The following is an 18230-nucleotide window of genomic DNA, read 5'->3' as shown; positions in this document are numbered from 1 at the left end:
GCCAAAGGCCGGTTGGGTCTGGGCGCGCGTTGGTTCAGGTATTGGCCATAATCACTTCGAGTGGGTCGTGTTCCGCAACGAAATGATCAGGTGCAACCTCGCTGAGCAAGGGCACATAATTGGTTTGCCCTGCTGACAATCGGCTGGGCAAGAAGCGCAAGGCCGCTTTCGGGTCCATGGGTGAGGGTAATTCTCCAGGCAATTTAAGTCTTTGGCGGCTGCGTTCGACGTCGGGATCTGGAATTGGAACCGCCGAGATTAGGGATTTGGTGTAGGGGTGTATCGGTTCGGAACAGATCACCTCACCATCGCCCAGTTCGACAATGCGGCCGAGGTACAGCACCATGATCCTGTTGGAAACTGCGCGCACTACGGATAAATCGTGGCTGATAAAGATCATCGACAGGCCAAATTCTTGTTGCAATTCTCGCAACAATCCGACGATCTGAGCTTGAATGGACACGTCCAGTGCAGACACAGCTTCGTCGCATATGATCAGCTTTGGCTTGTTGATCATTGCACGCGCGATACCAACACGCTGGTTCTGCCCACCGGACAACTCGTGCGGATATCGATTGATCATGTTGGCGTTCAGGCCAACACGCTCCATCATCTCGGCGACCATTGCCTTGCGCTCCCGCTCCGTAAGATCAGGGCGATAGGTTCTCAACGGCTCGGCAATTGAGGCCGAGATGGTCATCCGTGGATCAAGGCTGGCCAGAGGGTCCTGAAACACGATCTGCAGATCTTTGCGGTACTTGTTCAATTCAGCCCGTTTCAACCCGACAATCGGGTGTCCCAACCAGCTGACATTTCCTCCGCTGGGCTCGATCAATTGCAGGATCGCCCGCGCTAACGTGGATTTACCACAACCAGATTCACCTACTACGCCCAGAGTTTCACCTTTTCGAATGTCGAAACTGACGCCATCAACTGCCTTCAACGGCACTTTGTGCCCGAACAGCCCGCCAGAAACATGGATCGGGAAGTGAACCTTGACGTCATCGACCTTGAGCAAAGGCTCTTCCGTCTGCGGCAGCGCATTGGGCGCATCGCCTGCATCGATGCGCGGCATCGCATCCAACAGCGTGCGGGTGTAGTCATGCTGTGGTGACCGGAAGATTTCGCGGGCTTCACCAGCCTCAACAAACTCACCCATGCGCATGACCTGAATACGGTCGCACATACGTGCAACGACCCCCATGTCGTGGGTGATCAGCGCAATGGCGGTGCCTTCGTCCTTTTGCAGTCGCTCCATCAGGTCCAGAATATCTGCCTGTACGGTGACATCGAGCGCAGTGGTAGGCTCGTCCGCGATCAGCAGCTTGGGATTGCACAGCATAGACATAGCGATCATTACGCGCTGGCGCATTCCGCCAGACAACTCATGCGGATACTGATCCAGACGTCGGGCCGCTTCGGGAATGCGCACACGATTGAGCCACTCAAGGCATCGCTGGCGTGCTGTCGATCCCTGAAGGCCCTCGTGGACTTGCAGAACCTCACGCATTTGCTGACCAACCCGCAGATGCGGCGTCAACGCCGTCAGCGGGTCTTGAAAGATCATGCCGACGTCAGAGCCGCGTATCTTGTTGAGCTTACTCACGGGCAGGTTCAGGATGTCCTTGCCGTTCAGCTGTGCAGAACCCGAGGCGTGGCCAGCGGATGGCAGCAGGCCCATCGCCGCCATGAACGTCTGGCTTTTGCCGGACCCGCTTTCACCCACGATGCCTAGACACTCGCCGGGTTTGATGTCGAAACTGATGCCTTTGACGGCCTCAACAACGCCATCAGGAGTATCAAACCGGACGCTCAGGTCCTTTACGGAAAACAGACTCATTTCAGCGATCCTTCGGGTCCAAAGCGTCACGCAGACCATCACCGATAAAGAACATGGTGATGATGATGGCGACGTAGAATGTAAGAGGGAACAACAGTTGCCATAGTGTGCCATACGCCATGGTTCCGGCCCCTTCGGCAATCAGACGACCCAAAGACGTGTAGGGTTCCGAAATTCCGAGCCCCAGGAATGAAATGAAACTTTCGGTCAGGATCATCTCGGGCACCAGAAGCGAGGCGTATACGATCACAACACCCAGCAGGTTGGGCAGGATGTGGCGATACATGATGGTGAACTCGCTGACACCGGCGGCGCGGGCAGCTTCGATGAACTCGCGGTTCTTCAGGGTCAGGGTTTGCCCTCGTACAATCCGCGCCATCGTCAGCCATCCGACTGCACCCAGAGCGATGAACAGCATGAAGAAGGATCGCCCCGCAACCACGAGCAGCAGGATGATGATCAGAGTTGCCGGGATTGCCAGCAGGATATCCACAAAGCGCATCATGGCACTGTCGGTCCGCCCGCCGATATAGCCGGCTGCGATGCCATAGCATGTGCCGACAATCAGCGCGGTTGCGGCCCCGATCAGGCCTACCAGCAAAGACGTAGTGGTCGCCTGAATGACGCGGCTGTATAAGTCACGTCCAAGATCATCGACACCGAAAAAATGTCCGGACTCGACCGATGGCATCCCCATACCACGTACGTCTCCCATAACATTCCAGTCGATCTCTTCATTGTTCCAGACTGCAAAAAATGGTCCAATGATAGTGAAGAGTACGATCAGCCCCAGTATGAATATACTCGCCATCGCAGCCTTGTTCCGGACAAAACGCATTCGCGCGTCCTGCCAGAGCGAGCGCCCCTGAATGACCGTGTAATCAGTGATTTCTTCGGCCAGGTGGGCGGCTTTTTGTGATTTTCCAAGCATTGCCTGCCCCTCAGTAGCGGATTTTCGGATCAAACCAGGCATAAGCCAGGTCGGTCAGTAGGTTCACAACTACGGTCAATGCGCCGTAGAGGATGGTGACACCCAGCAGCACGGCATAGTCGCGTGATAAGGCAGAACCGACATAAGCCTGCCCCAGACCACCGGTCGAAAAATAGATGTCAACAAAGACTGACCCTGTAAGGACATAGACAAACACCGGTCCGAGGTATGAGACAACTGGCAGCAAGGTCGGCTTCAACGCATGGCGCCAGATCACGGTTCGGGTCGGCAGACCTTTGGCTCGTGCCGTGCGAATGAAGTTTGAATTCAAAACCTCCAGCATCGATGAGCGTGTAATCCTTGCGATCGAGCCCATGTAGGACGTTGCCAGCGCGATCACCGGCATGATCAGATATTGCCATTGGCCCCCGTTCCAACCACCACCGGGCAGCCAACCCAACCAGAGAGTGAAGGTCAGGATCAGGATCGGGCCCATGATGAAGTTCGGCAACGCCTGCGCCGCGATGCCTAGACCGACGGCGATATAGTCGATCCAGCTATTGTGTTTGATCGCAGCCGCGATGCCGAGGCTGACACCCACGGCGGTCGCAAGCAGAAACGACAGTGAACCATAGGTCAGCGAGATCGGGAAGCCCTGTGCGATGATGTCATTGACGTCCCGGTCCTTGAACTTGAAGGATGGGCCGAAATCGAAATGCACCACGATGTTGTAAAGATAGTCCCAGAGCTGTTTCCACAGCGGCTGGTCCAATCCATAGCGCGCCTCGATATTGGCCAGAACCTGCGGCGGTAATGCGCGTTCCGAAGTGAACGGCCCGCCGGGCGCGACATGCATCAGGAAGAAACAGGCGACGATTAGCAGCAAGATCGTCGGAATGGCGACCAGCAGTCGCCGAAGACTGTAGGCAAGCATTTCATGCCCCCATATTTATTGGCCCTGCCCCGGAAACCTCCGGGACAGGGCGCGGTTCAATGACAATTACTCGGCGAGCTTGTAGAGGTTCTTCGAGTACCAGTTCTGCTCGACGTTGTTGACGGGCCAGTTCCCCACATCGCTGTCCATCATGTAGACACCGGCATAGTGGTAGATCGGTATCACAGGGGTTTCCTGTGCGATGATCCGCTCAACTTCGGTGTAAAGCGGCGCCGGATCGTTTGAGGTTTTTGCCTCGGCCAAAAGCTCATCAACGCGCGTATTGTTGTACTTGCCGTCGTTGTAACCGGAATCTGATTGCAGCAGGTCCAGGAAAGTCGAAGCTTCGTTATAGTCGCCACACCAAGCGCCACGCGCCAGGTCGAAGTTCTGGTTGCCACGCTCCTCCAGGAAGACTTTCCACTCCATGTTGGCCAGTTCGACCTGAACGCCCAGCTTCTGCTTCCACATCTGGCTCACGGCGACCGCGATTTTTTTGTGGGCTTCATCGGTGTTGTAAACCATCTCGAAGCTAAGCGGGTTGTCCGGGCCATAACCGGCTTCAGCCAGCAGCTCTTTGGCCAGCTCATCACGCTCTGCCTGGCTCATGGATGCCATTTCAACGGCCGGAACTGCAAAACCGGCAGTGGCTTCGGGAACAAAGGTGAAGGCCTGAGGTTCACCGCCCGCCTTAACTTTTTCGGTGATGATCGCGCGATCTACCGCCAGAGACAGGGCCTGACGTACATTCGGGTCCTTGAACGCCTCAGGGCCGCTATCGGACACGTTGAACGTGTAGTAATAGTTGCACAGGCGCGGAAAGCTGAGGGCTTCTTCCGGATGCTCTTGATTCAGACGTGGATACTGACCGGCAGGAATTTCAGTGCGGTCCAGTTCTCCGGCCATATAACGGGTCAGAGCGACGTTCTCGTCATTGATAACCAGGGCCACGACTTTGTCGATGATGGTGTTATCGTTGTCCCAGTACATTTCGTTGCGTTCGCGCACCGAGCGTTCCTGCGGCAGGTGCTCGGTCAGAACATACGCGCCGTTCGAGACGATGTTCTCCGGCTTGGTCCATGAATCGCCGAACTCTTCAATCACTTTTTGTGGAGCGGGGAAGGTGGTCGAGTGTGTGGTCATCTGCGGGAAGTAGGGCAGAGGGGCACTCAGGCGGACTTCCAGCGTTTTGTCGTCAATTGCTTTGACGCCCAGCTCATCCACAGGCTTTTCGCCGGCGATGATGCTGGCGGCGTTTTCAATGGACATCAGCTCCATAAACCAGGCGTAAGGCGACGACAGTTCGGGATTAACGGCGCGTTTCCAAGCGTAAACGAAATCACCCGCTGTGACCGGGTCACCATTCGACCACTTCGCCTCATCGCGCAGGGTAAAGGTGTAGACGTCTTTGCTGTCGTTGACTGTAAAGCCGGTGGCGGCGCCGGGAACAAGATTGCCATCTTCGTCCTGGTTCATAAGGCCCTCGAACAGGTCGCGCACGATCTCGGCACCTGTTACGTCCTCGACCACCTGTGGGTCGACCGAGCTGTGTTCATCAAGGATGCGATAGGTAAAGGTCTGATCATCCGCCAGCGCTTCGCCGGTTTCGGGATGAGTTCCGGCAGCGATCGCTGCGCCGGTAATGATGGTCGAGGACAGCAGTCCCGCCAGTGAGGTTCGGATTATTTTGTTCATGTGTTTACTCCCATTTTAGTACGGCTTCGGGCGTCCGAGCCGCGGGTGCGGCGGGCGCTCGTCTGCCATTGTGTCTCCGGCATTTGCTATGACTTCACTTTGATCTAGATCGAGTCGGAGTCGAAATTTTTAGTCCTCATGCGTCAGGCAATTTCGGAGAATTAAATGCGAAACTCGTCTTTCACTGCCGAAGAACCTGTCAGTTTTCCGGCAAAGGTAAAGTGTTTTGAGGTCCATTGCGCGTACAAAGGTCGAAAGAAACTGTAACAGGCGGAGGCTTGGAAACATTATTCTGAAACACTTCGCAGCCGTGACATTTTTGTGAAGCCCCACGTATTAGAAAGGGTGAATGCGTTTCCACACACACCCGTAATCGGCGAATCAGCTTGCGATCTAAGGCTTCAGCGCGCCCTTCAGTTTGGCGTCGGGGAAGCACGTTGACTTGCCGCCTGATGCTTCCTGCCAGCGTCCGATCGAACGCCGGGTTTTATAGCCGGGCAGGCCATCGACTCCGCCGACGTCATGACCTTGCTGAACAAGCGCCTGCTGCATTGTGGCAATGTCTGAACGGTAAAGATTGCCGATATCGCCCCAACGGCCACGAAAATCGCCGACACCATATTGAATGCGGTCCCCGACATGGCCCACGAACAACGCATACAGGTCGCTGTTATTGTAATCTTTGAGGACATAGAAATTGGGTGTCACGATAAAGGCTGGACCGTTGCGCCCGGCAGGCATCATCAGATAACCCTCAGCAGCAAGTTCGTGTGGCGGGAACGGCCTTTCCGATACACGGTAGATCCCCATTGTAACCCAATCACGGATCGGGCGCCCTTGATCGGGACCTTCCAGCGCGCAAGAGACCGTATCAGGCACCGCAACTTCGTAGCCCCAATCGCGGCCGGTGATCCAACCGTGTTCTTCAAGATATGCGCCAATAGATGCGATCGTATCTGCGGATGATCCCCAGATGTCGGTGCGCCCGTCACCATCGCCATCGCGCGCGTAGGTCAGGAAATTCGTGGGCATGAACTGCGGCTGTCCCAATGCTCCGGCCCAACTGCTCTTTAGCGCGTGTCCCTGTGCATGGCCGGCTTCGGCGATCTGCAATGCGGCGATCAGTTCGGTGGTGAAATAGTCGGCCCGCGTGCTCATGAACCCTTTGGTGCCCAGAACCCGAAACGCATCATGGCGGATCGGAACCTGCCCATATCCGCTCTCGCGCCCCCAGATCGCCAGAATGATGCGCGCGGGCACTCCGGTTTTAGTCTCGATGTGGGCGAGCGTTTCAGCGTGACGCTTTGCCATTCTGCGCCCGACCGAAGTCGCACCCTGAATCGATCCTGCATTGAAATACCGACCGGGTGCGCCGAATTCGGCCTGGCGCTGGGTTTTTGGCGTCGTCTTGCGGCTGCCGGGCGGCACCAGATCAGGCAGGTCCCAGTTCAGATTTACGCCATCGAAGGCTTGCTGAAACGTGTGCCGCGAAACACCTTTGGCCCTTGCTTGTGGCCAGATGGTCTGTTGCAGCCAGCTCTGGAACTGACGTTCAATTGCTGTGCGATCCTGCGCAACCGCGGAGACTGTGGATAGAATCAAACAGAGGACAGCAAGAACCAGTCGCATTTAACCGGTCTCGCGCGCTCAAGTGCAGGTGTCAACAGGCGTGTGCTGGCACAAATCTGCAAAAGGTCTTGAGAATATCTCTGACTCTGCCGATAGTTGCCGGGAACTCCAGCCGAAAGAGGATCATCAGGCGTGACCTTTCCCCGGATGACGTCAGTCATAGTCCCCGCCCAGGTGACGCTTGTCTTATTGTTGGTGTCGGCTCAGGCGGCGGGGGCCAGCGACAGTTTCATGGACCCACAGGGCCCAATTGCAGCAGTGCAAAAGACGCATCTTCTGCGTGCAACTGTTCTGATCCTGATCGCCGTGATCCCGGTTCTGGTTTTGGTGCCGCTGATTGCGCTGCGCTATCGCCGCCGCAAGGGTGGAAACGCTGCCTATAAACCGCATTGGGACTTCTCAGCGAAGCTTGAGTTCCTGATGTGGGGCGTGCCGGTGGTGATCGTGGCGATCCTGTCCTTCTATTTGTGGAAGGCCACCCACCGACTTGATCCCTACGCCGCTCCGTACGGAGAAGAGCCCGCCCTGCGGGTGCAAGTAGTCGGCCTGGATTGGAAATGGTTGTTCATCTACCCTGATCTCGGCATCGCCAGTGTCGGAGAGCTGGGCATCCCGATCAAGCAACAGATCGCCATGACGCTGACGACCGATACGGTGATGCAGTCTTTCATGATCCCGGCGCTTGCCGGTCAGATCTACGCCATGCCCGGCATGACTACACAGCTGCATTTGGTGGCAGATACGCCCGAGACCATGCAGGGCGAGAACACGCAGTATAATGGTCGCGGGTTCACCAAGCAGAAATTTCTGACGCAAGCAATGAAGCCCGAGGATTTCAACGCATGGGTGGCCAGTGTTCGCACGCATGGTATTCCGTTGACCGAGGATACCTATCGAACTCTAGCGATGCGCACGGATCGGGATGAGGTTCAGGCCGCTTTGGGCACCGAACTTATGCCGCTGAATGCACTCTATTTCACACTGGAGGAGGGCGATCTGTTCCATTCGATCCTGCATCGCTATCACAGCCAAGAGCCTCTGCCACTGGATAAGCAACCCGGAACGGCAGAGTTCGGGCAGGAGGCAAGCCAATGACATCTGCCGAGACCGGTTTCTTTGGCCGTCTGAACTGGGACGCATTTCCCATCGCCGGGCTTATTCAAAATCCTGGCGCGAACGAGATCATTGCAAATGCCGCCGCCGCCATAGTGATCGTTGGTGTCGTGGCCGTTGTTGGCATCCTGACATGGTTCCGCCTTTGGGGGCCATTGTGGCGGGATTGGCTGACCAGCGCCGACCACAAAAAGATCGGTATCATGTATATCGTCTTTGCCATCGTCATGCTTGCACGAGGCGTACTGGAAGGCGTGGTGATGCGCGCCCAGCAAGCTGCAGGGCCGGGGGATGGGTTCCTCAAGCCCGAGCATTTTGCAGAGTTGTTCAGTACGCATGGCACCATCATGGTCTTCTTTGTCGCTGTGCCTTTTGTCTTTGGCGTTGCGAATTATCTGATTCCGCTGATGATCGGAGCCCGAGACGTTGCATTTCCGGTGATGAACCAGATCGGCCTTGGCCTGACTGTTTCGGCGGGGTTGATGCTGATGGTGTCATTGGTAGTAGGTGAATTCTCAACCGGAGGCTGGACCGCCTATCCGCCCTATACCGGGGCCGCGTTCAACCCGGGTGTCGGGCCGGATTATTGGATATGGGCCATTGTTGTCTCGGGTGTGGGTACGACGCTGACTGGCATCAATTTTGCTGTCACCATCTACAAGCTGCGCGCGCCGGGGATGAAGTTCATGCGGCTGCCGATGTATTGTTGGACGATCATCTGCAGCTCGATCCTGATCATCTTTGCCATGCCACCCCTTGGCGTCGCCGCGCTGCTTCTGGCCGCCGACCGATATCTGGATTTCCATTTTTTCACCAATGACCTTGGCGGCAACATGATGAACTACGCCAACCTGTTCTGGCTGTTCGGTCACCCCGAGGTCTATCTGCTGGTCCTGCCCGCTTATGGTATCTACTCCGAGGTCTTTGCCACCTTCTCGGCCAAGCGCCTCTACGGATATAACTCGCTCGTCATCGCTACCATGTCTATTGCAGTCATGTCGTTCACGGTGTGGCTGCATCATTTCTTCACCATGGGCCAAAGTGCGCTGATCAACGCGGTGTTCGGCATCGCCACGATGCTGATCGCCATCCCGACCGGCGTCAAAGTCTACGACTGGATGGCGACGCTGTATCGCGGGCGCATCCGGTTTTCTGTCCCGATGCTCTATAGCCTCTCTTTCCTGATGCTGTTCGTCATTGGTGGCCTCAGCGGGGTGATCCTTGCTAACCCAACGGTCGACTATCAGGTACACAACACGTTGTTCCTTGTGGCGCATTTCCACAACGCGTTGCTTCCCGGAGTGCTGTTTGGTCTGCTCGCGGCCTATAATTATTGGTTTCCCAAAGCCTTCGGGTTCCGATTGAATGAGTTTTGGGGTCGCGTCTCAGTCTTCTGCTGGACCATTGGCTTCCTTTTGACATTTATGCCGCTGTATTTCGTTGGCCTGATGGGAATGCCACGCCGGTCGTTCAGTTGGGAAGACCCCAGCTTCCATCCCTATATGATCACAGCCGTCATCGGCGCACTGGTGATCACTTGCGGTTTGTTCTCGGTCCTGATCCAGCTGTGGGTCAGCATACGTGATCGTGACCAGACCCGCGCTCCGGTCGGCGATCCGTGGGATGGGCGTACATTGGAATGGTCGATCCCATCTCCACCGCCGACCTATAACTTCGCGATTATCCCTCAGGTGACCGATCGCGATAACTTTGCTGCCGCCAAGGAGCGCGGTCAGGCCTATCCTACGCCGGACGCCTATGAGGACATCGAGATGCCGCGCAACACTGGTATCGGATTTGTCCTGTGCGTGCTCAGCGGTATCTGGATGTTCGCCCTTGTCTGGTGGATCTGGTGGCTGGCGGCCCTGATGACGATCCTGATCATTCTTGCCATCATCGTCTGGAGTTTCGATACCAGCACCGAGATCATCATCCCGGCCGAAGAGATTCGCAAAGACCACGAGGCCTGGCTGGCACTGGTCCACAGCACCGCAGCAGTGGATCGCGACTATGAAAGCGCGCCCGAAAACCGCGGTCTAGCCCGCCCGGATATGGAGGCCATCACATGAACCGCGCGCCATCCCATAGTTATCCTGGTATCAATCTCGGCGAGGATCATGCCAGCGCCCACAAAGCAACCGAGGTTGTGACCTTTGGCTTTTGGGTCTTCCTGATGAGTGATCTGGTCTATTTCGGTCTGATGTTCGCGATTTACATCACCATGATAGATGCGCAAGCTGGCGGTCCTGGACCACATGAGCTGTTCGATCTAAAAAGCATCTTTGCGCAGACCCTGATCTTACTTACCAGCAGCCTTACGGTAGGGTTGGCGATGCTGGCGCTGAAATACAACTTGCCTCGGGCGCGGATCGTGCTTTGGTTCGGGATGACTCTGGTATTGGGTCTCAGCTTTCTTGTGCTGGAGATCCGGGACTTCATGAACATGTCGGCACAGGGCGGAATTCCTCAACGAAGTGGTTTTCTATCGGCCTTCTACGGTCTGGTGCCTTTGCACGGACTGCATGTGGCGACGGGGTGCCTATGGCTGATCATCCTGGGCATTCAGTTGCGCGTGTTTGGCCTGACAGATCTGCTGATGTCGCGCATGGTGCGGCTGGCACTGTTCTGGCACTTCCTCGATCTGATCTGGATCGGCATCGTTACGATCGTGTATTTCGGAGGGCTGACCTATGGATAAACGCTCTGAGATGCACCGGCGTGAACGGCGGCGTTATGTGATTGGCTATGGCGGATCGCTGTTGCTGACACTGGTGGTATTTGCCGTCGCTCATCAGTTCGGGATCGAAACCAAAGGGGTCTACCTGACAATCGGCCTGCTTGGTTTGGCACAACTGCTCGTGCAGTTGGTCTATTTTCTGCACATCGACCGGCGACGCAGCAGCCGAGAGGATCTGGATCTGATCCTCTTCTCGACACTCGTTCTGCTGATCATCATCGGCGGGACAGTCTGGATTCTGGGAAATCTCGCCCTGCGGATGCATATGCACGTGATGTAAAGTCGCTCTCATAAGCGCCGAAAGGAAGCTGCTCATGACATCGTTCAAGGCATTTGCTGTCGTCGGAATACTCGCTGCCATAACACTGGGATTGTTCTTTTTCTGGCGACATGAAGAGCGTTACCCGTCGACCAAAGACGCCTATGTCGGCGCCAATATCATCTATGTCGCGGCGCAGGTGACAGGGCAGGTGGCGCAGGTTTCGGTTGTGGAAAATCAAGTAATCAACGCTGGCGATTTGCTTTTTACAATCGATGCTACCCAGTTCAGTGCGTCAGTGGCTCAGGCCAAGGCCGATCTGGACAGCTCTATTCAGCAGGCGCAATCTTACTCCACTCAGATCACGGCGGCGCAGGCTTCGGTCGAGAGTGCCCAATCGGCTTATGAAACGGCCCAGAAAAACTTTGAACGGGCGAAGGCGCTGGCCTCGACCGGTGATCTTGCGCAGGCATCACTGGATCAGACGACTTCGGAATTCGCGCAGGCCTCGGCGCGATTGACGACCAGCCAATCCAGCCTTCTGGCGCTACAAAGCGGCGTGGCAGCTAAACAAGATGATATTCTTTCATCGCAGGCGGCGCTCGAGATTGCACAGGCTGATTTGGCCTGGACCAAGGTCTACGCCGCCGCTGATGGTTGGATTGCAAACCTGACTCTGCGACCGGGTTCGTCTGTATCCGCCAACGCGCCGCAATTCTCTATTGTCGAGTCATCTGACTGGTGGGTGGATGCGAATTTCAAGGAAACCTCCCTGCCGCGTATCCGCCCAGGACAGCCAGTCACTGTGCAAGTGGATATGCTTCCGGGGGCTGTTCTGACCGGCAAGGTTTCTTCGATCGGCCGGGGGTCTGGCGATACGTTCTCACTGTTGCCGTCCGAGAATTCCAGTGGCAACTGGGTCAAAGTCACACGACGGTTCCCGGTGCGTATCGAGCTTGATCCCACTGACGCCCCGCTACGCGTGGGAGGCAGCAGCAAAGTCACAGTGGATACGACTGGAAATGGTAAATGATCCAGCCCGGCCACATCAATCGTGTGATTGTCGTGGCTGTCGTGCTCAGCGCCATTCTTGAGGTGCTGGACAGTACTATCGTTAACGTTGCGTTGCCTCATATTCAGGCGGCCTTCGGAGCAACAACCGATCAGGCGACGTGGATTTTGACCAGTTATATCGTCTCGGCTGTAGTGGTTATGCCGCTGACCGGTTTCGTTGCGCGTCGCATCGGGCGACGCCGGCTGATCCTGACCGCGGTCACCGGATTTGCCGCCATGTCGATCATGTGCGGCCTGTCATGGAGCCTTGAAACCATTGTCGCATTCCGCTTGGCGCAGGGGATGTTTGGCGCATTCCTGATCCCGCTGTCTCAGTCCATCCTGTTCGATGCTTTCCCGCGCGAGAAACGGGGGCAGGCAATGGCAGTCTTCGGTCTTGGCGTGGTCGTTGCGCCGGTTCTGGGTCCGACGGTTGGCGCGATCCTGACGGAGTACTTTTCGTGGAGGATGGTATTCTTTGTCAATCTTCCCGTCGCGGCGATGGCTCTGCTGTTGCTCGCCGGAGAGTTGCCGGATGACAAAACCGAAGAGGTTCGCATTGACTGGAAAGGGTTGGCGCTGCTCGCCATTGGCATTGGCTGCCTGCAATTCATTCTTGATCAGGGCGAGACCAAGGACTGGCTGTCGTCGAGAGTCATCCAAGTGGCACTGATCGCATCGGTTCTGGGTGCACTCGGCTTCATTTTTCATACACTGACCTCGCGGCATCCGGTCGTCGATCTGCGGTTGTTTGCGGATCGCAACTTTGCCCTGTGCAACATGATTATCGCAGGTTTTGCGATCTCTTTGTTTGGCGGGATAGCCATCCTTCCGACCTTTGTGCAGAACCTGCTCGACTATCCAGTGATCGAGTCGGGTCATCTGTTCATCCCGCGCGGGATTGCGGCGGGCGTATCAATGGTCTTGACGGGATCGGTGCTGGTCACTCGGTTTGATCCGCGGCTCTTGACCGGATTGGGAATGCTGCTGACCGCAGCCGGGAATTTCATGCTGGGCTCGCTCAACCTGAATGCTGGTTTCTGGCAGCTGGCATGGCCGGGCTTTGTTAGCGGTTTGGGGATGGGTCTGGTGTTTGTACCCATGTCTATTCTGGCCTTCGAAAGTATCAGCAAGACACGGCAGGATGAGGCCTCGGGCCTGTTCAACGTCACTAGGCAATTGGGTTCATCAGTTGGAATTTCGTTGGTTGGCACTTGGGTTGTGCGAGGTTTGCAGACCAATACAGCGGTGCTGAGTCAAAATGTGACGCCATATAATCCAGCTGCGCGGGCGTATCTCGCCCCTTTGGGCCTGACACCTGACAGCACACAGGGAGCCGCTGTTTTGGGGCAGGAGATTGCGCGGCAAGCCGAAATGATCTCATATCTCACGGTATTCAACAATCTTGGCTTGCTGGCATTGGCCACTATACCGCTGCTGTTTTTCTGTCGCGCACCCAGGGCAGATCAACGGGCCGCAGCGCCGGTTCACTAGCGCATCAACATGAGACCCAACCAAAGCGCGAACCAGCACAGGACAAGACTAATTAGGATGTTTCCAGCGGCAAAATAGATAGTCCGCTCGCGATGCAGCTGAAGTGACTGATAGGCAAAGCTAGAGAATGTGGTGAAACCGCCACAAAATCCGAAGACCAGACGCTTTTCTTCTTCACCCATTTCAGCGGAGCCGCCGAGATAGCCGATCCACAGACCAAGCAAGAGACTGCCAAATACATTCACGATCAGCGTAGAGTAAGGCAGATCATGCGTCACCCGAAGCGCCAGCCAGTGCCTCAAAACTGCGCCCAGCCCTCCGCCCAGTGCAAACATGGCGTGCAGATACAGGTCGGTCATTCCAGGGTCTCTTTGGATTGATGCCGCCCCAAAGCCTCGCCAAGAACTGCCGCGGCAAGGCCAGCCGCAATCTCGGCACTTACCGCGATGATCACGACCCAATTTCCGGTTTCGGCAAGCCGCTCCAGCTCGGCCACGAATGACGAGAATGTTGACAACCCGCCGCAAAAACCGACCGCACCTATGTGCAAGACGTGGGCGTGAACTCGATTTCGAATGGCATAGAGCCAGCCAAGGACAAAACACGCCACTACATTGATGCCGAAAGTTGCAGTCAGGAACGGAGCGCCCGGGATTTCCAATGAGAACAGCTCGCGCAGCAAAGATCCTGCAGCGCCACCAACAAAGACGGCTGAATACATTAAGGCGCGATGCCCGTATGCAGGCGCTGTTTTTGACACTGCGGTTGATCCTGCTCTGACCAGCGTTTCATCCGGCATACAGACTGATCCGGTGCGGATCAACTGACCTGGTTAACTCATCCGTTACCGCCGATTGGGTTGCAAGGGCTTGCACATACAGGTCAATCTGTTCCACGGTCAAAGTCAGTTTCAGGGGTCAGCCCCCTTCATCCGATCAAGGTCACGCTGTTTCAGCGCTACTCAGGGAGATAAGAAATGATTGTTCGCAGGCTCTATTATCTCCTCAGTTACGTATGCCTGCCACTGGCTTTGATTTGGGGATATTTCTGGTCGCCGGCCTATTGGTTGCTTGTCATCCTGATCCCTTATGCGATCGTCGGTTTATTCGATATGTTGACGACCCGGCATAACGTGTTGAACAACTATCCTGTTCTGGGCCACTTCCGCTATATGCTGGAGTTTGTCAGTCCAGAGATCCGGCAGTACTTCGTCGAGACTAACGAAAGCGGACGCCCATATAACCGGATCATTCGCAGCCTGGTCTATTCTCGCGCCAAGGGGCAGGTCGATACCCAGGCGTTCGGCACTCAATACGACATTATGACGGTGGGTTATCACCGCGCGGATCACTCGCTTTCACCCAAACATGTCGACGAAAGTGAAGAGAGGGTGATGCTGGGTGGTCCCCAATGCGACAAGCCCTATAGTGCCTCGCGCCTGAACGTTTCAGCAATGAGTTTCGGCGCGCTCAGCGCCAATGCGATCCGAGCTTTGAACGGTGGCGCCAAAGATGGTGGCTTTGCGCACAATACCGGAGAAGGTGGCCTGTCCCCCCATCACCTGGCTGAAGGTGGAGACATCATCTGGCAGATCGGCACCGGATATTTTGGGTGCCGTACGCCCGAAGGTGGGTTTGACAAGGATCTGTTTGCCGAAAAGGCCCAGAAAGATGTTGTCAAAGCGATTGAAATCAAGCTGTCACAGGGGGCGAAGCCGTCTCATGGCGGGGTTCTGCCGGCTGCGAAGGTGGATGAAGAGATTGCGAAAATCCGAGGGGTGCCTTTGCACCAGGATGTTATTTCTCCGCCCACACATTCTGCTTTTGATGGCCCAACTGGCTTGATGCATTTTGTCCAACACCTGCGGGAAATGTCGGGGGGCAAGCCCGTCGGTTTCAAGCTGTGTATCGGCCGCCGTTCCGAATTCATGGCGATTTGCAAGGCAATGCTGGAAACGGACATTCTGCCCGATTTCATCACCGTAGATGGTGCGGAGGGCGGGACAGGAGCGGCTCCGGTCGAGTTCACCAACCGTCTGGGTGTACCGCTGAACGAGGCTCTGATCTTTGTGGACAACTGCCTGCGCGGGATCGGTGTACGGGACAAGATTCGGGTAATCTGTTCCGGCAAGGTCGCAACCGGATTTGATATGGTCGAAAAATTTGCTCTGGGGGCGGACATGTGCAACGCGGCACGGGCGATGATGTTTGCGGTTGGATGCATTCAGGCGCTGCATTGTAATACCAACCGTTGTCCTTCGGGCGTTGCAACGCAAGACCCGATACGCGGGCGCGCGGTGAACGTGCCGGAAAAACGGAAGCGCGTGCATCGGTTTCACGACGCATCGCTGGAAAGCTTCCGTGAGATTTTGGGAGCGATGGGAAAAGCTAAAGTGTCCGACCTGCGACCCGCCGATATCCGTCGCCGGAATGCGGATGAGAAAGAACGTTCCTATGCCGAGCTTTTCAGCTTTCTCGAGGAAGGAGCACTGTTGAGCAAGAATATCCCCGATGAGTTCGCCAATGACTGGCAAGCCGCTTCGGCCAGCCAATTCTAGCAGCCCTTTAGCTTGGGTTTGAACGCGGATTGTTCTGGGTGTGGGTATGGATCTTGCGGATGCTCCATTCGACCGCATCCCGCATGGTCTTGCCCAAAGCAACATCAAAGGCTTCAACCAGATCGGGCGTTTGATCACTGGTCGCCAAAACGGCTTCGTGGAATGAACTGGAGGCGATGATCTTGTCTTCATACTCGTCGATGATCTTGATGTTTATGCGCACTTCCACACGAACGGTTTTCGAGTTTTCGGTTTCGCTGATGACTATGCCCTGAAACTCACGCAGATCAGGCGCAATAACATAGTCTGCACGCAATCCGACTGTCGAGCGCCCGACGGCAGCAACTTTGCCCGAGTTTTCATAGCTTTCAACCATCAATGCCTGAACAATCAGCGGCGCGCGATCAACCCAGCGTGCCCGTGGCAGGTACTGAACCTGCAGCAAGGTGGGTTGCACCGCGATTTGATCGGTATTTACTGCGGCTGTCGCCGTAGGTTCCTGAACTACAATCTGTTTTTGAACCCGCGGCAGTGATGATGAGAATGTGCTTTTAGGTGTCAACAGATACAAGTCGTTGGGTTTCGAAGCTTGACTTAATGTACCCAAGCCAGCGCATCCTGTTAACGCGCCCAGAACCAGAGCCAGAAATATGGGGCGGATCATTGACGAAACTCCGATGCTTGGGTGCCTAACAAAAAGCGGGCCGGGTCGCGTTCGACCTTATCAACCAATCGGTCCAGGCTGATGACCAGACGTTGTGATTCCTCGATAAACCGAATGAATTGCGGCAAACCGATGCGCAAGAAATCCGAAACTTGACGGCGGTTGTCCTGAACAATGCCGTCGATGGTGCCCAGCAAATCAGAGGCCGATTGTGAAGCATTGAGAACATCGTCGGAAATCTTGTCAATCTTTTCGGTGATGTTCGACACAGTTTCAGCAACCTGATTGGCCGCCTTGCTTACATCAGCTGCAACTGGTGAGATATCCTCGTCCATTACCCGGTTCGCTGAGTCAAATGCACGCTCTGCCGATGCAAGCGCCCCTTTGGCGGTGTCCATAGTCGAAGTGACGGATTCAAGAGTGGTATTTGCGTTCACAACGGTCTCGCTGATGACACCAAGTGTTACGCTGCCTTCATCTGTCAATCTGGTCAGCCTTTCGGCCAGAACCGAACCTCGTTCGATAAAGGGCTGGATATCCTGTTGAATGATACGATCAGCATTCGCAATGGCGGTATTTGCGGTCTCAAGCGTGGTCTTGGCAGTTTCCGAAGCACCTTTGACGCTTTTCAGAGTATCCGTTCCGGTGCTCAATGTTGTTTCAGCCGTGTCTGCCAGTGAATCCAGTCGTTTGGTGAACGCGCCAATATCTTTGGCCGCTCCGCCCAGATCGGACGAGAGCGATTGGAAATCCGTCAACGTCTTGTCCAGTTTACCCGAAGCATCTGCGAGATTGTTCAGAATATCTGACACGGCTTTGCGGTTTTTACTATCGACGACGGAGTTGAGGTTCTCCAGCAGCGTGACGGCCTTTTCCAGAACTTCCGGTGCGCCCTCCAACAAGGATTGGATCGAACTGCGCTTGCTTGGGATCACGCTGTTCTGGGCCAGTTTCTCAGCAGTTGGTGACCCACCCGACAACTCCACATAGGCCACTCCGGTCACACCCAGAGACTGCAATTGCGCGATTGTTTCCTTGGTTACGGGGATGTCGGCATCAACCTCAAGCCGGACCCGAACCTTGGAAGGGTCAGCTTTGTCCAGATTCAGCGATATGACCTGACCGACGGGCAAACCATTGTAGTTTACGCCACCGGCTGCCGACAGGCCGGAAACATTGTCGAACAGCACATCGTAATAGGCGTATTGTCGGGTCACTTCGAACTTGGCGAGCCAAAGGAAGAAACCAAATGCGCCCAGGATGCCCGCCAGGGTGAACGCACCGATCAGGATATAATTCGCTCGGGTCTCCATAGCCTCTACCT

General features: G+C 55.6%; 16 protein-coding genes. 7 read left to right on the top strand and 9 right to left on the bottom strand.

Annotation, left to right across the window (positions count from 1 at the left end; translation table 11 throughout):
- Window positions 1-34: 34 nt before the first annotated feature.
- From BLU89_RS18015 to BLU89_RS17995, 5 genes are all read right to left on the bottom strand, one after another.
- Entirely contained in the window at window positions 35-1840 is a 1806-nt protein-coding gene (locus BLU89_RS18015) for an ABC transporter ATP-binding protein (RefSeq protein WP_074738631.1), read from the bottom strand.
- Window position 1841: 1 nt separating this feature from the next.
- A complete protein-coding gene (locus BLU89_RS18010; protein ID WP_074738629.1) occupies window positions 1842-2771 on the bottom strand; it encodes an ABC transporter permease subunit in 930 nt (309 codons plus the stop codon).
- 10 nt (window positions 2772-2781) lie between these two features.
- The gene (gene oppB, locus BLU89_RS18005; RefSeq protein ID WP_074738627.1) at window positions 2782-3705 is read right to left on the bottom strand and encodes an oligopeptide ABC transporter permease OppB; all 924 of its coding nucleotides are present in this window, start codon (window positions 3703-3705) and stop codon (window positions 2782-2784) included.
- 66 nt (window positions 3706-3771) lie between these two features.
- Entirely contained in the window at window positions 3772-5400 is a 1629-nt protein-coding gene (locus tag BLU89_RS18000; protein ID WP_074738625.1) for a peptide ABC transporter substrate-binding protein, read from the bottom strand.
- Window positions 5401-5793: 393 nt separating this feature from the next.
- Entirely contained in the window at window positions 5794-7029 is a 1236-nt protein-coding gene (locus BLU89_RS17995; RefSeq protein WP_074738623.1) for a lytic murein transglycosylase, read from the bottom strand.
- A gap of 132 nt (window positions 7030-7161) precedes the next feature.
- On the opposite strand from BLU89_RS17995, the gene BLU89_RS17990 reads away from it, so the two are divergent.
- Genes BLU89_RS17990 through BLU89_RS17965 form a run of 6 tightly spaced genes read left to right on the top strand, consistent with a single transcriptional unit; the run spans window position 7162 to window position 13685 of the window.
- Window positions 7162-8124, top strand: a complete 963-nt coding sequence (locus BLU89_RS17990; RefSeq protein WP_074738621.1) for a cytochrome ubiquinol oxidase subunit II family protein — start codon at window positions 7162-7164, stop codon at window positions 8122-8124.
- Entirely contained in the window at window positions 8121-10211 is a 2091-nt protein-coding gene (locus BLU89_RS17985) for a cbb3-type cytochrome c oxidase subunit I (RefSeq protein WP_074738619.1), read from the top strand. The genes BLU89_RS17990 and BLU89_RS17985 overlap by 4 nt, the downstream gene beginning before the upstream one ends.
- Window positions 10208-10840: a cytochrome c oxidase subunit 3 gene (locus tag BLU89_RS17980; protein ID WP_074738617.1), complete on the top strand. Its 633-nt coding sequence runs from the start codon at window positions 10208-10210 to the stop codon at window positions 10838-10840. The genes BLU89_RS17985 and BLU89_RS17980 overlap by 4 nt, the downstream gene beginning before the upstream one ends.
- Window positions 10833-11159, top strand: coding sequence for a cytochrome o ubiquinol oxidase subunit IV (locus tag BLU89_RS17975; protein ID WP_074738615.1), 327 nt, complete (start codon window positions 10833-10835; stop codon window positions 11157-11159). Before BLU89_RS17980 ends, BLU89_RS17975 begins: the two co-directional genes overlap by 8 nt.
- A 34-nt stretch (window positions 11160-11193) precedes the next feature.
- Complete coding sequence (locus BLU89_RS17970; RefSeq protein WP_074738613.1) at window positions 11194-12171, top strand: HlyD family secretion protein; 978 nt, start codon at window positions 11194-11196, stop codon at window positions 12169-12171.
- On the top strand, window positions 12168-13685 hold the full coding sequence (locus BLU89_RS17965; RefSeq protein ID WP_074738611.1) for a DHA2 family efflux MFS transporter permease subunit: 1518 nt from the start codon (window positions 12168-12170) through the stop codon (window positions 13683-13685). The genes BLU89_RS17970 and BLU89_RS17965 overlap by 4 nt, the downstream gene beginning before the upstream one ends.
- Here BLU89_RS17965 and crcB read toward each other — a convergent pair.
- Both crcB and BLU89_RS17955 read right to left on the bottom strand, forming a co-directional pair.
- Window positions 13682-14044, bottom strand: a complete 363-nt coding sequence (gene crcB / locus BLU89_RS17960; protein WP_074738609.1) for a fluoride efflux transporter CrcB — start codon at window positions 14042-14044, stop codon at window positions 13682-13684. The two genes, BLU89_RS17965 and crcB, sit on opposite strands and share 4 nt — an antisense overlap.
- Window positions 14041-14484 carry a fluoride efflux transporter FluC gene (locus BLU89_RS17955; protein ID WP_245709786.1) on the bottom strand — a complete coding sequence of 148 codons (444 nt, stop codon included), beginning with the start codon at window positions 14482-14484 and terminating at the stop codon, window positions 14041-14043. Before BLU89_RS17955 ends, crcB begins: the two co-directional genes overlap by 4 nt.
- Before the next feature lie 177 nt (window positions 14485-14661).
- Between BLU89_RS17955 and BLU89_RS17950 the strand changes: the two genes are divergently transcribed.
- Entirely contained in the window at window positions 14662-16242 is a 1581-nt protein-coding gene (locus BLU89_RS17950; protein ID WP_074738605.1) for an FMN-binding glutamate synthase family protein, read from the top strand.
- 7 nt (window positions 16243-16249) lie between these two features.
- On the opposite strand, the gene BLU89_RS17945 is transcribed toward BLU89_RS17950, so the two are convergent.
- Complete coding sequence (locus tag BLU89_RS17945) at window positions 16250-16906, bottom strand: ABC-type transport auxiliary lipoprotein family protein (protein ID WP_074738603.1); 657 nt, start codon at window positions 16904-16906, stop codon at window positions 16250-16252.
- Window positions 16903-18219, bottom strand: a complete 1317-nt coding sequence (locus BLU89_RS17940) for an MlaD family protein (protein ID WP_074738601.1) — start codon at window positions 18217-18219, stop codon at window positions 16903-16905. The genes BLU89_RS17945 and BLU89_RS17940 overlap by 4 nt, the downstream gene beginning before the upstream one ends.
- Window positions 18220-18230 lie beyond the last annotated feature (11 nt).

The sequence above is a fragment of the Ruegeria halocynthiae genome (assembly GCF_900106805.1).
In the GTDB taxonomy this organism is placed as follows: domain Bacteria; phylum Pseudomonadota; class Alphaproteobacteria; order Rhodobacterales; family Rhodobacteraceae; genus Ruegeria; species Ruegeria halocynthiae.
Note: the sequence above shows the minus strand (reverse complement) of the source record. Positions and strands in the feature narration are given on the sequence as shown.